A 17,078-nucleotide genomic window follows, 5' to 3' on the forward strand; every position below is an offset into this window, starting at 1 on the left:
GAGGGGAAGTATGGCAACCATCCTCGTAGTCGACGACGAAATGGGTATCCGGGAGTTGCTCTCGGAAATCCTCAGCGACGAAGGCCATGTGGTCGAAGTGGCAGAAAACGCGCAGAAGGCGCGCGAGTACCGTGCCGGCAATACGCCGGATCTGGTGCTGCTTGACATCTGGATGCCCGATACCGACGGCGTCACGCTGCTCAAGGAGTGGTCGGCCCAGGGCCTGCTCTCCATGCCCGTCATCATGATGTCGGGGCACGCCACCATCGATACCGCGGTGGAGGCGACCAAGATTGGCGCGCTCAATTTCCTCGAGAAGCCTATTGCCTTGCAAAAGCTGCTGTCGGCGGTCGAGCAGGGCCTGGCACGCGGCGTCGAACGTCCGCGCGCAGGCGTGGCCGCAGGCGCGGCATTGCCCGCGAATGGCAGTGGCGAAGGCATCGCGGCGGTAGCGGCGGAAAGCGCCGCGGAGAGCGCCAATGGTGCCCCGCAACGGCTGCCCGAAGCGGAGATGCACTTTTCCTTCGATATGCCGCTGCGCGAGGCGCGCGACTTGTTCGAGCGCGCTTACTTCGAATACCACTTGCTGCGCGAACACGGCAGCATGACCCGCGTCGCCGAGAAAACCGGCCTCGAACGTACCCACCTGTACCGCAAGCTCAAGCAACTCGGCGTGGAACTCGGCCGCAACAAGCCGGAACCAGCAGAACAATGATGCGGTGATGCGCGCAGCGCTTGACTGATTCAAAATGCGCTGCTATGATTTTGCTTCTTTGGCCCGGTAGCTCAGTCGGTAGAGCAGAGGATTGAAAATCCTTGTGTCGGCGGTTCGATTCCGTCCCAGGCCACCAGTATTACGAAAAAGCCCAAGATCTGAAAAGGTCTTGGGCTTTTTTCATTTGCCGGCGTTCATTTTTTGCCGACGCATAAGATGCGCTTCGCCGTACTGGCATTCCCATGTGCCGCCGCACGGTGGCGAAGAGGGCCGTGGGCGCGTTGTCTCCTTGCTCGGGCTGTCCTGTATGCCCACGCGCGAACGCGGGCATGGACGTCCTTTCCAGTCCTCGTATGGCTATCGTCAGACGCCAGCTACGCCCTTGCTTTGTCCACTGCCACCGCCTATTGTTTAGGCACAATTTCCTCGACCAATGCCATCGCATCCGCGATTATCGGCATTGCGCCAAATATCCCTGAATTCCGGCTTCCGCATTTCGGCCTGACCTCCGAATTTCACCATTGCACGCTTCGTATCCGTGCCGTGCGGATAGCAGTCTGGCAAAACACGCCGCGCATTCGATACCACCAGTTCATTCAAAACTAGCCGCGCGTGCATTGACGCCGGAAGACGAAAAACGAACACTGCGCGCTCCCGCGGCGAGGACTGATTCCAGGTCCGAGGCGGTTTCCAGGCCATGCCAAGCAAACCCAATGCGCAAGCACCCCGACGATGTAATGACCGCTGAACCGCATGGACGCGCCGTACCCGTGCCTGCGAGCACGCTGGCCAGGCGCCTGGTGGCCGAAGCCTTGGGCACAGCGTTGCTGGTTGCAGTGGTGGTGGGTTCCGGCATTCGCGCGCAGCAGCTGGCCGGTGGCAATGTCGCACTGGCATTGCTGGCGAATTCGCTGGCCACGGGGGGTGGGCTCATCGCGTTGCTGCTGGCGCTGGGACCGGTATCGGGCGGTCATTTCAACCCCGTGGTGAGCCTTTGTGCATTGGTACAGGGCACGCTGCCGGCACGCGATGCGTGGCGCTATGCGCTGGTACAGGCTGCTGGCGCCATTGCGGGCGTCATCTGCGCGCATGCGATGTTTGGCGAGCCGATGCTGGCCTGGTCGGCACAAAGCCGCACCGGGACTTCGATGTGGTGGAGCGAGTTCGTGGCCACCTTCGGCCTGATCAGCGTTGCCACCGGTACCGGACGCAGCCGGCCCGGCCTGGTTCCGTTCGCCGTGGCGGCCTATATCACGGCTGGCTACTGGTTCACCGCGTCGACCTCTTTTGCCAACCCGGCACTGACCATTGCCTGCGCATTGACAGCGACCTTCACCGGCATCCGTGCCGTCGATGTGCCCGGCTTCATGCTGGCGCAACTGGCGGGAGGGTTGAGCGCCACGCTAATCTTCCACTGGTTGCTGCGCGCGCCGGCAGCGCAGCCGGGCCGTTCGCATGCGAAGCAAACGGCGGCATGGCCGACGCCCGCCCCGGCGGCCACTCCGGCCGCTACCAGCGCCGATTGAGCTGGACGCCGAAGATGGAGCCGGACGTTTGCGAGGCCCACGTATCCGCCGGCGAGGCGAACGCTATGCCATCCACGTCGCTGGCCTTGCTGTAGGTGTAGAAAGCGCGCAGGTTGGCATTGCCGGCCGCCTTGCCAAGCGTGAACGTCGGCGCCACGGTCAGGGCAGTGCGTTGCCCGCTCGCGCCAAAGCCCGAGGAAATCTGGTCACGCGCCACCTCGAAGGTGAGCTTGAACTGCTCGCTGGCGATGTAGGCGGGGCGCACGCGCGTGGCGATCCATTGCAGCGTTCCCACCGGCGAGCGGTCGAACTGCATGCTGGACTCGACCGAGCCTGCCAGGCCCAGGCCGGAGCGTTGCTTCCATTCCATCGATTCGGCCAGGCGTACCCGGGACAACGCAGGACCCATGCCGGTGTAGCCAGTCAGCGCATTACGGCTGCCTTCGCCAAACTGCATGCCGAAACGATTGGTGCCGGCGAGCACGCCCTGTTGCTCGTGCATGGCCGACACCCACCATGCGCTGCCGGTCTGCTGGATCAGCGGCTGCGCTTCCACCCGCGTATAGCCGAGTTGCACCGAGCCTTTCACGTTGGTCGTGATGGGGGCGGTGCGCAGCGAATGGTAACTAGGCAGGTTGGCGCCATTGAGATCGTTGCGCGCGGTGTACTGGTAATTGAGCGCGATATCGCCAAAGCGCGCATTGTCCACGCCAAAGCGCATTGCCGGGGAGGTGGGCGGCAGCAGTCCCGAGGACATCAGGAAGGCCGAGGTCTCGCGCCGCCCAGCCCACATGGTGGCGCCGTCGAGTACCGACAGGCCACTGACCGAGGTATAGATCTGGGGCAGCAGGGCATACGGATCGACCGCTGCCGGGCGGCCATTGACCGAGGTGGCATCCGTCCCCTTGGCCTGCGCCACCAGTTGCACCTGGCCGCCGCCATCCAGGGCGAACAGCGATTCCTTGAGCTTGACCTCGCCCGTGCCGCGGCAGGCCAGCCCTCCGCCTACGCCGGTGGACAGCGTGCCGCCACCGGCGCAGGCACGCGTGGCCGTGTTGCGGTCGTCATAGGCTGCTCGTCCGCTGTAGCCTAGCCGCCAGACCTGGTCGCCGGCCGGATCGTCGACCGGTAACTGCGAGACCAGGGCGAAGCCCTCGCTGGCTGGCGCCTCGGGGGCATCGCCGTCGACCGGCTCGGCCAGCTTCGGCGACGCCTCCGCGACGAACTGGCCCAGGCGCTTGGGAAAGAACACGACAGGAGGCGGCGGCGCCATCACGGGCTCTGGGGGCAAGGCCGGCTCGGGCGGTCCGGCGAGTTCCATGCCGTCGTCGGCCAGGCCTGCGTTGGCCCAGGTGGCCGGAAGCGGCGGGGCTGGCAGGGTGGCGTCCGGTGCACCGGACTCGGAAGGATCGGCGGGAACAGGGGCCGCACCGGCGGCAACGGGCACGGAAGGCGCTTCCATGACCGCAGGCGCGGCGTCAGCCAGGCGTACTACGGCTGGGCTAGTCTCGGCACCACCAGCTGACTCGCGCGCAACCAAGGCTGCCAGGGGGTCTGTCTCCGGATCTACCTGTGGCGAGGGCCGGGCCTGTACCGCCACGGCCGGAGGCGCCACCGGCGCGTCCGATGCCGCCAGACCCGTGCCGGCCTGCGCACACGCGTTCATCCCCCAAGCGGCCAGCACGGCAACAGCGAGGCGGTGAGAGTGACGAGGCGGCGGGCGGCCCGATTCGGCCGGGACAACAGGCAACATAGGCAACACCAGTAAGGCGTGATTTTTTATCAGTCGCCCGATTGGACAGCAAGCGGGGTTACAAAATCCGCGGCAAAGGCGGCCTTTTCACCATACGGAACAGGGCGGCGGAACCACCCGGAAAGCGGCGCTTTCCTAGCGAAAACCCGGACTTTCCCGGTCCCCCGTGGCGAAAGGGCCACCGCTATAATCCTCTGGCTTGTCCGACGGGTACGGACCGGCGCCCCCGAGCCTGTTACAAAGGCGTGCCATGATCTGCTGATGATCCTGGCATGTCTTTGTAACAGGCTCATTAATTGCGCAGCCGCCGTACCCCGGCTTCATGCGCGCCACGGTACAGAGCCGGATGCCCACGCATGACGTGAGCGTGCCTGACGCTGCTGCCGCACCAAAAAATTTATAAAGAGGAGAAGTTATGGAACGTCGTTCCTTTCTGTTGAAGGCATCGGCCGTCGCCGCCACCGGGGCGCTGGCCGCCTGCGGCAAGGAAGAAAAGGCCGCGGCGCCGGCCGCCGCCGGTGCCAGCGCACCGGCCGTGATCGGCAGCAACCCGGCCGTGGAATGGCGCCTGGCTTCGAGCTTTCCCAAGTCGCTCGACACCATCTTCAGTGGCGCCGAGCTGCTGTCGACCCGGGTCAAGGAACTGACCGACGGCAAGTTCAACATCAAGGTGTTCGCCGCCGGCGAAATCGTGCCGGGCTTGCAGGTGCTGGACGCGGTGCAGAACAACACCGTACAGATCGGCCACACCGCAGGCTACTACTACTTCGGCAAGAACCCGGCGCTGTGCTTTGACACCACCATCCCCTTCGGCCTGACCGCACGCCAGCAAAACGCCTGGATGATGCAGGGCAACGGCATGAAGCTGATGCGTGAATTCTTCAAGGAATACAACGTCGTCAACTTCCTGGGCGGCAATACCAACGCGCAGATGGGCGGCTGGTTCCGCAAGGAAATCAAGACGGTGGCCGACCTGCAGGGCCTGAAGTACCGCATCGCCGGATTTGCCGGCGTGGTGCTGGCGCGCCTGGGCGTGGTGCCGCAACAGATCGCCGGCGGCGACATCTATCCGGCACTGGAAAAAGGCACCATCGACGCGGCCGAATGGGTTGGCCCCTACGATGACGAGAAACTGGGCTTCTACAAGGTTGCGCCGTACTACTACTACCCGGGCTGGTGGGAGGGCAGCGCACAGCTGTCCTTCTATTCCTCGGCCACGGAGTACGAGAAGCTGCCCGCGCTGTACAAGCGCGCGCTGGAAACGGCCACCATCGAGGTCCATACCAACATGATGGCCAAGTACGATACGGTCAATCCGCAAGCCCTGGCGCGCCTGCTGGAAAACGGCGTGAAGCTGCGTCCGTTCTCCAAGGAAATCATGGAGGCTTGCTTCAAGGCCACCCAGGAAGCCTACGCCGAGGAAAACGCCAAGAATCCTTCGTTCAAGAAGATCTACGACGACTGGCGCGTATTCCGCAACAACGAAGCCGCCTGGTTCAATGTGGCCGAGCAGGCGTTCTCGCAATTCAGCTTCACGCACAAGCTGTAAATGCCTTGACACATGCGGGCCGCTGCCCGCTGCGCCGCAAGCGATAAGCCCGTGCCAAGCACGGGCTTTTTTACGCCGGTAGAATCGCCCGATTCTTTGGGACTTCTCATGCAAACCGGCATCATCTACGCGCTGCTCGCCTACACCATCTGGGGCCTGCTGCCGCTCTATATCAAATCCCTGCACGGCATCGCGCCGATGGAGATCCTGCTGCACCGGATGGTGTGGTCGCTGGTGTTCCTGGGCCTGGTGCTCACTTGGCGGCGCCACTGGGGCTGGCTGCGCGGGGTATGGTCCAATCCGCGCCTGCTGGCCGGCTTCGCCGCCAGCGCGCTGCTGCTTAGCGGCAACTGGTTTCTCTACATCTGGTCGGTATCGAACGGGCGGGTGGTCGACGCCAGCCTGGGGTATTTCATCAATCCGCTGTTCAACGTGCTGCTGGGCGTACTGTTCCTGCACGAGCGGCTGCGCCCCGGCCAGTGGGCCTCGATCGCGTTGGCAGCCGCGGGCGTGGCCTGGCTGACCGTGGCAGCCGGCCAGCTGCCGTGGATCGCGCTGGCGCTGGCCGCCACGTTTGGCGGGTACGGATTGCTGCGCAAGACCGCCACGCTTGGCGCGCTGGAAGGCCTGTCGCTGGAGACCCTGCTGTTGTTCCCGCTGGCGGCAAGCTCCCTGGCCTACCTGTTCGCCACCGGGCAGGCCGACTTCAGCCAGGCCAGCGGCGGCGTGCAGTTGCTGGCATTGCTGGCCGGTCCCGTCACCGCTGTCCCCCTGCTGTTGTTTGCGGCGGGCGCGCGCCGCATCCCGCTGTCCTTGCTAGGGCTGCTGCAATACACGGGGCCGACGCTACAGCTGCTGCTCGGCGTGTGGCTGTGGAACGAGCCGTTCCCGGCAAGCAAGCAGGCCGGGTACGCAATGATCTGGATATCGCTGGCTGTCTATGCCATCGAAGGCATCTGGGCGGGGCGCCGGCGCAGCGGCGCCGTGGCGCAAGGCTGAGGGAAGGGGGTTCCTTCCGCTGGAGCCCCCTTTTTATTCCCGCAAGAAATGAACTCAATAAAAAAGTCGACTTACCATTCATTCCACTGATAAATATCGGAAGTTTCCGACGCTTTCACCGAGCGAACGGGTAGGCGAAGTGATCAGATTTCGACATAAATATTCGTCATATCTATAGAATTAGCGCACATCGCGCTCATATTCATTGATACAGAGAATATTCATTACCATCTATCGAATCGTTCAAAGCCCCGCCTGCGGTCCGATCCTCCTCAGTAAAGCCCGCGCACCTGCGCATGCAGACGCACCAGGCCTAGCAGCGCATCGATATTGGGCGTGGCAATCCCGACGTGCTCGCCAATTTCCCTCACTGAGGCCACCAGCGCGTCGATCTCCAGTGGCCGCCCCGCCTCGGCATCCTGCAACATTGAGGTCTTGAAGGCTCCCAGCTTGCGCGTCACCTGGCTACGCTCCTCGCCGCTCTGCGCGATCGGGCAGCCAATAGCCGCGCCGATCCCTCCAGCTTCCTCCATCACCGCCAGGCAGAAGCGGTTGACCAGCGGGTCGTCGAGGATGCGGTCGCAAGTCGCGCCGGTCAGCACTGAGACCGGGTTCATCGTCATATTGCCCCACAGCTTGAACCAGATGTCCTGCTGGATAGCCGCGCTGCGCTCGATCTCCAGGCCACCTCGGGCGAGCAGGCTGGCCACCGTTTCGACCTTGCCGGCCGCCATGCCCGAATCGCCACCGGCGGCACCAAGGATCAGGCGCTCGCCAAAGCCATGGCGCACAGTGGCCGGCGCTGGCGTGGAGGCCGTCAGGTGCACCACGCAGCCGATCACCTGCGTGGCCGGAATGGCACGCGCGATGGCGCCTTCCGGATCCACGGTGTGCAGCGACAGCCCCGCGTGCGGGCCGGGGCGCTCGAAAAACCACCACGGCACGCCATTCATCGCCGTGACCACCACCGTATCGGGGCCGATCAACGGCCCTATGGCCTGCGCCAGCTGCGGCAACGCCGGGGCCTTCACCGCCAGGATCACCACGTCCTGCGTACCTAGCGCTGCGGGATCGCCTTCCGCGTGAACCTGGAAGGTCTCGCTACGTTCGCCTTCGACCAGGGTCAGACCCTGCGCGCGCAGCGTGGACAAGGTCTGGCCGCGCGCCAGCACATTCAGCCCCTGGCCGGAACGGGCAAGCCGCGCGCCAATAAAGCCGCCAACGGCGCCTACGCCGACTATGCAAAGAGATGTCATGGCCGTCACTCTCGTGGGTTTCTTTGTTTATTCACGGAAAGAATCATATACATCTAATTACGATACGAATCATCGATAGCATCAATCTCTCGAATCAGCGCCGCGAACACGTCCTCACCCGCGCCAAACTTCGGATTGAATTGCAGCGAGTCGCGCGTGCACTTGCGCTGGATCTCCTCCGGCACGGGCAGCGCGGCACCCATGGCCAGCGTGGCAAGCTGGATCTCGCAGGCGCGGTTCAGCAGCCAGAGGGTGGAGAAGGTGCGCGCGATGCTGTCGCCCCAGGCCAGCAAGCCATGGTTGCGCAGGATCACGGCCGGCTTGTCCCCGATATTGCGCACCAGCCTGGGCCCTTCCTCGTCGTGCACGGTAATGCCTTCAAAAGGATGGCAGGCGACCTTGTCGAACAATTGCGCCGCATAGAAATTGCTCATCGACAGGCCCTGCGCCGAGCAGGCCACCGCCATGCCGGCCGTGGTGTGCGTATGCATCACGCAATGCGCGCCCGGAATACCGGCGTGAATCGCCGCATGCACCACGAAGCCGGCAGGATTGACCGGCCAGGGACTCTCACCGACAACCTGGCCGGCCAGGTCGATCTTCACCAGGTTGGAGGCGGTCACCTCCGCATAGCGCAAGCCGAACGGGTTGATCAGGAACAGTGGCTTGCCGGTATCGCCGCCGGCCTCGGGCGGCAGGCGCAGCGTGATGTGGTTGTAGATCAGCTCGGTCCAGCCCAGCCGGTCGAAGATGCGGTAGCAGGCGGCGAGCTTGACGCGCGCCTCCCATTCCGCCGGGTGACAGTTAGCGACAGCCATGCAGGTCTCCTCTGCGTTTTTGCGCGTCGGTGCGCGCGCCATGGGGTGCTGTTCAGGTGGGGTCGGGGCTACGGCACGCGCATGGCGATATCGATGCCTCGATTAATTACCATGTTAATGATTATATGGAGCCGGTCAAGCCGGAGGTACCCGCAGGTCCATATCGACACTCAAGGCAGGGTGTTGCGCATGATCAGCAGCCACGGCATGTGCGAATTGGTCACGCCATCGATCATGCCGGAGTCTCCCAGCTCGATCAGTTCCATCGAGACCGATTGCTGGACATTGCCGCCAATCGCCTTGACCATCCGTGCCGCCGGGTCCACCTCGACGACGATGTCGCAATGCATGGGCGTAGTGCCAAAACCGATTGCGGCCACGCTGGCCAGGTATTTGTCGCTGCCGCGCCCGGCGCAAATCACATCGCCTGGCCGCGGCATGGCCGGCAGCGGTTCAATGCGGAAGGCAGGCGCAGGCAGGACGCCGTCGCGCGCGTCCACTACGTACATCGAGTGCGAATCGCCGGTGAGGAACTGGCGGTCGTCCAGACCCGCCTTGCGCATCACCCAGGAAATAAAGACCGCGGACCAGGCCCAGCTGCCCTGAGTGATCTGGTGGCACGTGACCGCCTTGCCGACGATGGCCCAATAGCGCTGCGCCAGCCGGCACCCCTGGGCGGTGGCTTCCATGCCGGTGCCATCGGGAAAGTGCAGGCAGCTTGACTCGCTGCTTTCCTCATCCTCGCGGTCAGCCGTCCGCCCCGTCGCATCGCTGGCGTCCGGATTGCCCTCGGTATCCGTCGCCGCCGGCAGGCCAGGCAGCACCGGCGCCGGCAGTGGGCTATCGGCCACGCAAGCGGTGTCGTCGCGGCCCAGGCGCACGGTCTGCCCCCCCCAGCGCTGCCACTCCTGCCAGGCGATCTCGACAATGCGCTGGCGCTGCGTGGCGCCAGGTGTCGTCGCGGGGCGTTCGGTGTCGGGCAACGGGATAGCCTGGGGCCGCGCCGGCTGGGATGGCATGGTGCAACCCGACAGTAGCGCGAGAGCCGTCAGCAAGCTCAGGCCGAGCCGGCGCGCCTGTGGAAAATTTTGTGGGAAACGCTGTGAATAAAACTGTGGAAATCTGCCTGGCGGCGATCGACGGGACATGAGAGGCCTACTGAGCAGGACGCCCGAGACCCTTGTATTTACTGAGGGAAGGCGCCGATAGGGCACGATCTTACCGGTCTTGCGCGGGGTGCGCCGTATACCGCGAAGGCGCAGGATAACCAGTGGGCAAATATTGTGGATAACGCCCCCCGCCTGGCGCTCACCAGCGCCATCAGGCTACGGGTGGCGGCACGGCGGGGTAGATCCAACGGGGCTGGCACGAGACCGCCCGCGGGACTCACTGGTTCACTGCGTCCTTGAACTTCTGGCCAGCCTTGAACTTGACGGTCTTGGCGGCTTCCACCTTGATTTCTTCGCCGGTGCGCGGGTTACGCGCCATGCGCTCGCCGCGCTCGCCCTGGCTGAAGGTGCCAAAGCCGATCAGGCTCAGGGTGTCGCCCTTGGCCACGGCTTCCATGATGGCGCCAAGCGTCACGTTCAGCGCTTGTTCTGCCTTGGCCTTGGTCAGGCCGTCCACGCCGGCCGCGATGGCGTCGATCAGTTCGGTTTTCGTCATGCTTCACTCCGTGTCGAGTTGATAAAACAAGGACGCCTGGCTGGGCCGGCCCACTGGGCACCGGCGTCGGCAAAGGCGCCGCGGGCCACATCATACCGTGTCGGGCAAGGCGGACCGGGAACAGATTGTTACAGCGCAGGCGCCGCCAGCCCGCGCTGGCTGGGGCTTTGGGGGGATTTGGCGGGGCAGGCCGAGCCTTTGAGGGCGTCAGGATGGCCCTCAGGCGAAAGAACGTACATAGGTGTCCCACAGGGCATCCCGGCCTGGAAAACGGCTACAGCGGCCTCCTGGCCCCTCTCAGGGGCATTGGCACGATGGAGGTGTGGCCCAGGGGATCCGGGCGAATTCCCGGCGTATACCTGGATCGCAGGCAGCACCAACGGCAGGTGGCCGCCCTCGTAGGCGCTCTCTGCCCGCCAGAGGGCCTTAGCGGCGCTGTGAGCAACGCTTCAGCCGGAGGCCTGCCCCCGGCAGCGCGTACCCAGTGCAGCGTAGCTACGGGGCCCAGGCGCTCCCGGGCAACACCATGAACTATTGTGCATACCCGACAACCCCCGACGGGGAATGGATTTTCGCGGGTATTCGCATCGTGCATGCCTTGCGTGCGGCGCTAACGGCATGCGTGTTTACGTCTTGGTCCGCAGATCCCCGTCAGCACAGAAATCCCCCGTTCCACGCAGGGCGCTCGTCGGTAAACCGGGGTCGAACGTATACGCAGCCTTCGATGACGCGCGTATACCACCTCGCCTCGCCATCACCACCATGCGTATACGCCAAGTTCCCGCGAAAAACCTTTCGGGACGTCGCAGTAAACCTCAGTTCGACAGGTCATTTCGCCTTGCTCAAAAAAGAAGCCCCGCCTGAAGCGGGTTTCCGGCAGTTTATTTTTCGGCTGCCTTCTTTCTTTGCCGATAGCGGGGCGCTGTCCTTTCGGTTTACTTCTTTCTTTAATGTATACAAATAGTAGTAGTAGGTAAACGGCTGCCTTTTCTGTGGATAACCCGGTAAACACTTTTTAAATCAATGGGTTGTGGGAAGCAGAAGTGGTCGGACCGGATGTTGGCTGCCGTGGATGACTTGGTCTTTTGGATGAGGGGTCCAAGTGCAACCCTCCGACTTATGCCTGACGCGTCCCCATGCCAACCCCAGGCAGCCCACATGAATCGCATGTCTTTATCCACAGATTTTTGCCGGGTTATCCACATCGCCTGGGCTGGCCGATGGCGGTATACGTGCCGTATACGTGGGTGGACAAGGGCTTCTTAAGGCTGTTTGCCGGGCGGCAAATCGACGGGACGCACGACTTGCGGGCGGTACGTATACCTGCCTTGACGTATACGTGCCGGCCGGTTCACCCGTATACGTCTATTTGCCGGCAAGGGGGATGCCGCGGCCAATATGGGCAGGTATCATCGCCATCGCGCCGGGCGGCGCACAGCCACGCGCAGTGGCAGGCGGATCAATACGGGATGGCACATGGCGGAACAGGCGAAGCAAGAGGAATTGAAGCAGGACGGGACTGGCGTGAAAGACGCCGGGAGCGGCAAGGGCGTCAAGAGTCCCAAGGAAGGCAAGCGCAAGACCGCTGCCGACCGCGTCGAAGTGCGTCGTTCGGGCGTGCACGGCAAGGGCGTCTACGCGATCGCGCCGATCGGTGAAGGCGAACGCATCATCGAATACAAGGGCGAGCATATTTCGTGGAAGGAAGCGCTCAAGCGCCATCCGCACGATCCGGCGGATCCTAACCACACCTTCTATTTCAGCCTGGAAGACGGCGATGTGATCGACGCCAAGTTCGGCGGCAACCGCGCGCGCTGGATCAACCATGCTTGCGAACCCAATTGCGAGGCGCGCGAGAAGAAGGGGCGCGTATTCATCCACGCGCTGCGCGATATCGCCGGTGGCGAGGAATTGTTCTACGACTACGGGCTGGTGATCGACGCGCGCTACACCAAGAAGCTCAAGAAGGAATTCGAGTGCCGTTGCGGCAGCCCGAAGTGCCGCGGGACCATGCTGGCGCCGAAGGCAAAGAAAGGCCGGTAACAATGCAAGCCGCGGCGCAGATGCCTGATCTGCACCGCGGCTTGATGCGGTTCAGGCGGCGGCCGCCGCCTCGCATGGAATGCGGATCACAAAACGCATGCCGCGCGCCTCACCCTGCTCGCCGGTGGTGGGCACATCCTCGATACGGATGGTGCCGTGATGCAGCCCGATGATTTCATGCACGATTGCCAGCCCCAGGCCAGCGCCGCCGGGCGGCTGCGCCGGCGCATTGGGGCCCGGCGTATGGTCGCCCCGGAAGAAGCGCTTGAAGACTTCCTCGCGGCGCGCCAGGGCGATGCCAGGACCGTTGTCTTCCACCATCACGACCGCCATGCCGCGATGGCCAAGTGCCTCGCCGCCGGCGCGCACGGTGATGCGTCCGCCGGGCGGCACATATTTCACGGCATTGTCTATCAGGTTGCTGAGCGCTTCGCGCATCAGCAGCCGGTTGCCGCGCACGGTGGACGGTGCCGCGCCGGTAAAGGTGGGGCCGGGCAAGGTCTCGAAGCCCAGGTCGATCTGGCGCGCCAGTGCCTGCGGCACCCACTCGGCACCGGTCTCGAAAGCCAGCGTGGCCAGGTCGAAATGCTCGATCGGGCCTAGCCGCTCCAGCGATAGGCCCGGCTCGGCACGCGCCAGCGACAGCAACTGGTTGGACAGGCGCACCGCGCGGTCGGCCGCCGCCTGCAGCTCGCGCAGGGCGTGGTCCGTCACCGCGGGATCGTCCGACTGCACCGCGCGGTCGGCATGCAGCTTGACCGCGGTCAGCGGGGTGCGCAACTGGTGCGCGGCGTCGGCGATGAACTTGCGCTGCGCATCAAGCGCGTCGCGCAGCCTGGCCAGCAGCGCATTGAGCGCACGGATCAGCGGCTCCACTTCGGCCGGCACCTGGGTTTCGTCGAGCGGCGCCAGCGAGCGCGCGGTCTGGCGATTGAGCTTGTCGGTCAGGATCTGCAAAGGCACCAGCTCTTCCTTGAGCACGTGCGAGAGGATCAGGCTGCCCACCACCAGCAGCAGGATCAGCGGCACCGACACCGACAGCAGGATTTCGTTGGCGGCGGTTTCGCGCCGGTCCAGCAACTCCGCCACTTCCACCACGATGGGCCCGCGCGGGGCACGGCCAGCCTCGCTGGTGGCCAGTTCGTCAGAAGCCGGGCTGGGCAGGTTGACCGGCAGCCGCACGGCGCGCACCTGGCGCCCGCTGAACCAGGCGTAGAACAGCCGCGCATCGTGCAGCGAAGTCTGTCCGGTGCCGTAGCCCAGCCAGGTATCCATGCCGCCGATCAGCCCGTCCGGGCCGTGGATGCGCCAGTAGATGCGGTCGGTGCCTTCGGCCTCGACCAGCGTCTGCGCGATCATCGGGATGTCCTGCTCCAGGCGCGGGCCGGCAATGCGGATCTGCTGGGCGATATTGTTGGCCACGCCGTACAGGGCGCGGTCGAATACCTGCGTGGTGTAGTGCGCGGCCAGCCAGTAGGAGAGCGAGCCGCTTGTCAGTACCAGCGCAAACAGCGGCGTGGCCAGCGCGCGCAGCAGGTGTACGCGCAGGCTTTGCGTGGAGGCGGTGCGCGCGGGTGCCGCCGCCGACGGTTGATCCGCCGCTGCGGCAGGCTTTCCGGATACGCCGCCAGCGGTGCCGGTCAGGCCCTCGGGCGGCTGGGGAGGACGTGGGCGCAGCCACATGGCGGGCTTGCTCTGTGCGCGGCGTCAGGTGCCGGCGCGAATCTGCAGCAGGTAGCCGAAGCCGCGCACCGTGACGATCTCCACGTCGCTTTCTTCCAGCTTCTTGCGCACGCGGTGCACATAGACTTCGATGGCGGTGTCGCCGACCGTGTCGCCGCCTTCACCCGCGGGATGGGCGAAGGTGGCGAGGTGGTCCTGCAGCTGCGCCTTGCTGACCACGCGGCCCTGACGCTGCAACAGCAGTTCCAGCACAGCGAACTCACGCGGGGAGAGTTCCAGCGGCTTGCCGTCGATAAACATGCGGCGGTCGTTGCCCGACAGGCGCAGCCGGCCCAGCCGCACGTCGCGCTCGGGCGCGGCCTCGCCATGCTGGCTGCGCCGCAGCAGCACGCGCACGCGCGCTTCCAGCTCTGGCAGGGCAAAGGGTTTGACGAGGTAGTCGTCGGCGCCGGCGTTCAGGCCGGATAGCTTGTCTTCGAGCTCGTCGCGCGCAGTCAGGATGATGACGGGCGTGGTGCGGTTGCGGGCGCGGTAGCGCGCCAGCAGGGTCATGCCGTCGATGCCGGGCAGGCCCAGGTCGAGGATGACCAGGTCATGCTGTTCGCGCAGCAGGTGCTCGGTGGCGTAGACGCCGTCGTGCACCACGCGCACCTGATGGCCGGCCTGGGACAGGCCGGCTTCGACGCCACTGGCAATCTGGCGGTCGTCCTCGATCAGAAGGATACGCATGGGGGCAGGAGGAAGCTGGAAAGGAACGGGAAAGCAATAAACCGGTGCGTTGATTAACCGGTTAGCCATCGATTGTACAGGGCGGGGCCGCCTCCGACCTTTCGGTTTGCCTACAGTCCCCTGCGTTGCCGCATGCGGTGCGCTCAGCCTTTGGCCAGCGACGCGGCAGCGCGTTCGATAAAGCCCGCCAGGTCGGTATCGCGCCGGGTCAGGCCATTGGCGTCGTGGGTGGACAGGGTGATATCGACCCGGTTGTAGACGTTGAACCATTCGGGATGGTGGTCGGCCTTTTCCGCCGCCAGCGCCACGCGCGTCATGAAGGCGAAGGCGGCGTTGAAGTCGGCAAAGGTAAAGCGCTTGTGGATCGCGTCGCGGTCTTCGACGAGGCTCCAGCCTGGCAGGGCAGTCAGCAGCGGTGCACGTTCTTCCAGCGAAAGGGGCACGAGGGGCGCAGGGGACATGATGGGCTCGATGGTCGGAAAGGGATAAGCAAAGGATGAAACCGGCCCGCCCGCGCAGCCTTCCAGCCTGTGCGACCTGGGTCGGGGCTGGGGGCCGGGCGGGCATGCCGTCATTGTTTCACAAAGCGCGTGCGTGGGCAGCCTGCAGCCATTGTGCAAAGGCAGCCGGAGCCGGGATCAGACGTCGTCGCTGTCGGCCCAGCCTTCACGCGTGCCGCGGTTGAGCACGAGGTCGGTGGCAGCCACGTCGCCGGCGCCCAGCGTGGGCAGTGCGCGCAGTTCCTCGTAGAGCGGCGCGAAATCCGGGCGGGTAGCGTCGAACAGCTGGTCGAAGCTGTCGATCACGAAGTACGTCTTCTGGAAGGTGTCGATGCGGTAGCGCGTGCGCATGATGCGGCGCACATCGAAGCCGATGCGGTTGGGGCTGGCCGAATCCAGGCTGTAGATCGACTCGCCCTGGCTCGACAGGATCCCCGCGCCGTAGATGCGCAGGCCTTCCGGCGTGCGGATCAGGCCGAACTCCACGGTGTACCAGTACAGCCGCGCCAGCATGTCGAGCGCGCCCAGCGAGGCGGCCTTGAGCCCGCCCTTGCCGTAGGCTTCCATGTAGTTGGCGAAGACCGGGTTGATCAGCAGCGGCACATGGCCGAACACGTCGTGGAAGCAGTCGGGCTCCTGCAGGTAGTCGAGCTGCTCGGGCTTGCGCATCCACCAGCTGGCGGGAAAGCGCCGGTTGGCCAGGTGCTCGAAGAACACGGCATCCGGCACCAGTCCGGGCACCGCCACCACCTGCCAGCCGGTGGCGCGCATCAGGGTCTCATTGAGCTGGTCGAAGCTGGGTACGCGGTCGCGCTCCATGCCCAGCGTGGACAGGCCCTGCAGGAATTCGTCGCAGACGCGGCCGCGCAGCATGGTGGCCTGGCGGTCGTACAGCTTGCGCCATACCGCGTGGTCGGTCTCGGTATAGCGCTCCAGCGGCTGTGCGATGGTGAAATCGTCGCGCAGCGCCTGGCCGGACAGCAGGCCGGCGTCGAACTGCTCTTTCAGCTTATCGGTCAGGGTGCCGGCAAAGCTGGTTTGGGCATTGCTTGCCTGGGTGGCGGTAGCCATGGCGTCCATGATGTCTTATCTCCTGCAGATTTACCGCACAGTTTAGCGAGGAGATGACGCAGATGGCCCGCAAAAACGGCTTACTTTCGTATAGTGATGCATTCATCGCGCAAGAATTTGGTATTTTATGCGTGAAATCTGCGCGGGTGCGTTGCTGCCGACAATCGGCGCGCCGCAGCCGGGCCGGGAGGGTTAGCATTCCTTCCGGCGTAGTGCACAACAAGAAGCGATTCTGACTCGACTAACGCGATCGAAGCGACCCAACCATGATCAACCTCGACCCATTCGACCTAGCGCTGCTGGCGGCGTTGCAGACCGACGGCCGTTCCACCCACCAGCAGCTCGCCGAGCGCATCCATCTTTCACCCAGCCAGATCGGGCGGCGCCTGGCGCGGCTGGAAGCCGACGGCGTCATCACCGGCTACCGCGTGGTGCTGTCGCCGCCGGCGCTCGGCCTCGGCGTGCTGGTCTTTACCAGCGTCAAGCTGGCCCACCATGGCGATACCATCGTCGAGCGCTTTCGCGAGGACATCCTGCTGCTGGAGGAGGTGCAGGAGTGCTACTCCGTGGCCGGCGAGGCCGACTACCTGTTGCGCATCATGGTGCCGGACCTGCCGACCCTGGCCGAATTCACCATGAAGAAGCTGATGCGCGTGCCAGGCGTGGAGAGTGTGCGGTCCAACATCGTGCTGACCGCGCTCAAGCGCGACGGACCGTTGCCGCTGTCGCATTTGAGATAGCCATCGGGCCCGCGCTTCCTGCGCGGACTTG

The 17,078-nt window shown here is 64.6% G+C and carries 15 protein-coding genes and 1 tRNA gene; 7 read left to right on the plus strand and 9 right to left on the minus strand.

Annotation, left to right across the window (positions count from 1 at the left end):
- The first annotated feature begins 10 nt into the window (after positions 1-10).
- The 3 genes from CF70_RS14525 (at position 11) to CF70_RS14535 (ending at position 2,241) form a co-directional block, all read left to right on the plus strand.
- Entirely contained in the window at positions 11-715 is a 705-nt protein-coding gene (locus tag CF70_RS14525; protein ID WP_035865629.1) for a response regulator, read from the plus strand.
- 60 nt (positions 716-775) lie between these two features.
- Positions 776-851: transfer RNA gene (locus CF70_RS14530), tRNA-Phe, on the plus strand.
- Between the two features lie 601 nt (positions 852-1,452).
- Positions 1,453-2,241, plus strand: a complete 789-nt coding sequence (locus tag CF70_RS14535) for an aquaporin (RefSeq protein ID WP_051648455.1) — start codon at positions 1,453-1,455, stop codon at positions 2,239-2,241.
- On the opposite strand, the gene CF70_RS14540 is transcribed toward CF70_RS14535, so the two are convergent.
- Positions 2,225-3,994, minus strand: a complete 1,770-nt coding sequence (locus CF70_RS14540; protein WP_035865632.1) for a carbohydrate porin — start codon at positions 3,992-3,994, stop codon at positions 2,225-2,227. The genes CF70_RS14535 and CF70_RS14540 overlap by 17 nt on opposite strands.
- 415 nt (positions 3,995-4,409) lie before the next feature.
- On the opposite strand from CF70_RS14540, the gene CF70_RS14545 reads away from it, so the two are divergent.
- On the plus strand, positions 4,410-5,543 hold the full coding sequence (locus CF70_RS14545; protein ID WP_035865634.1) for a TRAP transporter substrate-binding protein: 1,134 nt from the start codon (positions 4,410-4,412) through the stop codon (positions 5,541-5,543).
- Positions 5,544-5,651: 108 nt separating this feature from the next.
- The gene (gene rarD, locus CF70_RS14550) at positions 5,652-6,542 is read left to right on the plus strand and encodes an EamA family transporter RarD (RefSeq protein WP_035865638.1); all 891 of its coding nucleotides are present in this window, start codon (positions 5,652-5,654) and stop codon (positions 6,540-6,542) included.
- 272 nt (positions 6,543-6,814) lie between these two features.
- Here the strand turns inward: rarD and CF70_RS14555 are convergent, their stop codons facing one another.
- The 4 genes from CF70_RS14555 to CF70_RS14570 form a co-directional block, all read right to left on the minus strand.
- Entirely contained in the window at positions 6,815-7,798 is a 984-nt protein-coding gene (locus CF70_RS14555; protein WP_035865641.1) for a 2-dehydropantoate 2-reductase, read from the minus strand.
- A 53-nt stretch (positions 7,799-7,851) separates the two neighbouring features.
- A complete protein-coding gene (locus tag CF70_RS14560) occupies positions 7,852-8,616 on the minus strand; it encodes a class II aldolase/adducin family protein (protein WP_035865644.1) in 765 nt (254 codons plus the stop codon).
- 170 nt (positions 8,617-8,786) lie between these two features.
- Positions 8,787-9,764: a DUF2272 domain-containing protein gene (locus tag CF70_RS14565; RefSeq protein WP_035865646.1), complete on the minus strand. Its 978-nt coding sequence runs from the start codon at positions 9,762-9,764 to the stop codon at positions 8,787-8,789.
- Positions 9,765-10,002: 238 nt separating this feature from the next.
- The gene (locus tag CF70_RS14570; protein WP_006162250.1) at positions 10,003-10,281 is read right to left on the minus strand and encodes an HU family DNA-binding protein; all 279 of its coding nucleotides are present in this window, start codon (positions 10,279-10,281) and stop codon (positions 10,003-10,005) included.
- A gap of 1,476 nt (positions 10,282-11,757) precedes the next feature.
- On the opposite strand from CF70_RS14570, the gene CF70_RS14575 reads away from it, so the two are divergent.
- The gene (locus CF70_RS14575) at positions 11,758-12,324 is read left to right on the plus strand and encodes an SET domain-containing protein (RefSeq protein WP_235185041.1); all 567 of its coding nucleotides are present in this window, start codon (positions 11,758-11,760) and stop codon (positions 12,322-12,324) included.
- 51 nt (positions 12,325-12,375) lie between these two features.
- Here the strand turns inward: CF70_RS14575 and CF70_RS14580 are convergent, their stop codons facing one another.
- The 4 genes from CF70_RS14580 to phhA form a co-directional block, all read right to left on the minus strand.
- Positions 12,376-14,007, minus strand: coding sequence for a sensor histidine kinase (locus CF70_RS14580; RefSeq protein ID WP_035865650.1), 1,632 nt, complete (start codon positions 14,005-14,007; stop codon positions 12,376-12,378).
- 24 nt (positions 14,008-14,031) lie between these two features.
- Positions 14,032-14,736, minus strand: coding sequence for a response regulator transcription factor (locus CF70_RS14585; RefSeq protein ID WP_035865653.1), 705 nt, complete (start codon positions 14,734-14,736; stop codon positions 14,032-14,034).
- 143 nt (positions 14,737-14,879) lie between these two features.
- Positions 14,880-15,197, minus strand: a complete 318-nt coding sequence (locus CF70_RS14590) for a 4a-hydroxytetrahydrobiopterin dehydratase (protein WP_035865656.1) — start codon at positions 15,195-15,197, stop codon at positions 14,880-14,882.
- Positions 15,198-15,374: 177 nt separating this feature from the next.
- Positions 15,375-16,307 carry a phenylalanine 4-monooxygenase gene (phhA, locus tag CF70_RS14595; protein ID WP_035865727.1) on the minus strand — a complete coding sequence of 311 codons (933 nt, stop codon included), beginning with the start codon at positions 16,305-16,307 and terminating at the stop codon, positions 15,375-15,377.
- A gap of 266 nt (positions 16,308-16,573) precedes the next feature.
- Here phhA and CF70_RS14600 point away from each other — a divergent pair, with 266 nt between their 5' ends.
- Complete coding sequence (locus CF70_RS14600; RefSeq protein ID WP_035865659.1) at positions 16,574-17,047, plus strand: Lrp/AsnC family transcriptional regulator; 474 nt, start codon at positions 16,574-16,576, stop codon at positions 17,045-17,047.
- Positions 17,048-17,078: the final 31 nt, after the last annotated feature.

The organism is Cupriavidus sp. SK-3, from assembly GCF_000611145.1.
Lineage (GTDB): Bacteria > Pseudomonadota > Gammaproteobacteria > Burkholderiales > Burkholderiaceae > Cupriavidus.

Bases quoted from the DNA above. Each gene is read 5' to 3' on its own strand.
- CF70_RS14565 (WP_035865646.1), bottom strand. From the start codon at position 9,764: ATGTCCCGTCGATCGCCGCCAGGCAGATTTCCACAGTTTTATTCACAG.
- CF70_RS14570 (WP_006162250.1), bottom strand. From the start codon at position 10,281: ATGACGAAAACCGAACTGATCGACGCCATCGCGGCCGGCGTGGACGGC.
- CF70_RS14590 (WP_035865656.1), bottom strand. From the start codon at position 15,197: ATGTCCCCTGCGCCCCTCGTGCCCCTTTCGCTGGAAGAACGTGCACCG.
- rarD (WP_035865638.1), top strand. From the start codon at position 5,652: ATGCAAACCGGCATCATCTACGCGCTGCTCGCCTACACCATCTGGGGC.
- CF70_RS14535 (WP_051648455.1), top strand. From the start codon at position 1,453: ATGACCGCTGAACCGCATGGACGCGCCGTACCCGTGCCTGCGAGCACG.
- CF70_RS14600 (WP_035865659.1), top strand. From the start codon at position 16,574: ATGATCAACCTCGACCCATTCGACCTAGCGCTGCTGGCGGCGTTGCAG.
- CF70_RS14580 (WP_035865650.1), bottom strand. From the start codon at position 14,007: ATGTGGCTGCGCCCACGTCCTCCCCAGCCGCCCGAGGGCCTGACCGGC.
- CF70_RS14575 (WP_235185041.1), top strand. From the start codon at position 11,758: ATGGCGGAACAGGCGAAGCAAGAGGAATTGAAGCAGGACGGGACTGGC.
- CF70_RS14555 (WP_035865641.1), bottom strand. From the start codon at position 7,798: ATGACATCTCTTTGCATAGTCGGCGTAGGCGCCGTTGGCGGCTTTATT.
- CF70_RS14525 (WP_035865629.1), top strand. From the start codon at position 11: ATGGCAACCATCCTCGTAGTCGACGACGAAATGGGTATCCGGGAGTTG.
- CF70_RS14560 (WP_035865644.1), bottom strand. From the start codon at position 8,616: ATGGCTGTCGCTAACTGTCACCCGGCGGAATGGGAGGCGCGCGTCAAG.
- CF70_RS14545 (WP_035865634.1), top strand. From the start codon at position 4,410: ATGGAACGTCGTTCCTTTCTGTTGAAGGCATCGGCCGTCGCCGCCACC.
- phhA (WP_035865727.1), bottom strand. From the start codon at position 16,307: ATGGCTACCGCCACCCAGGCAAGCAATGCCCAAACCAGCTTTGCCGGC.
- CF70_RS14540 (WP_035865632.1), bottom strand. From the start codon at position 3,994: ATGTTGCCTGTTGTCCCGGCCGAATCGGGCCGCCCGCCGCCTCGTCAC.
- CF70_RS14585 (WP_035865653.1), bottom strand. From the start codon at position 14,736: ATGCGTATCCTTCTGATCGAGGACGACCGCCAGATTGCCAGTGGCGTC.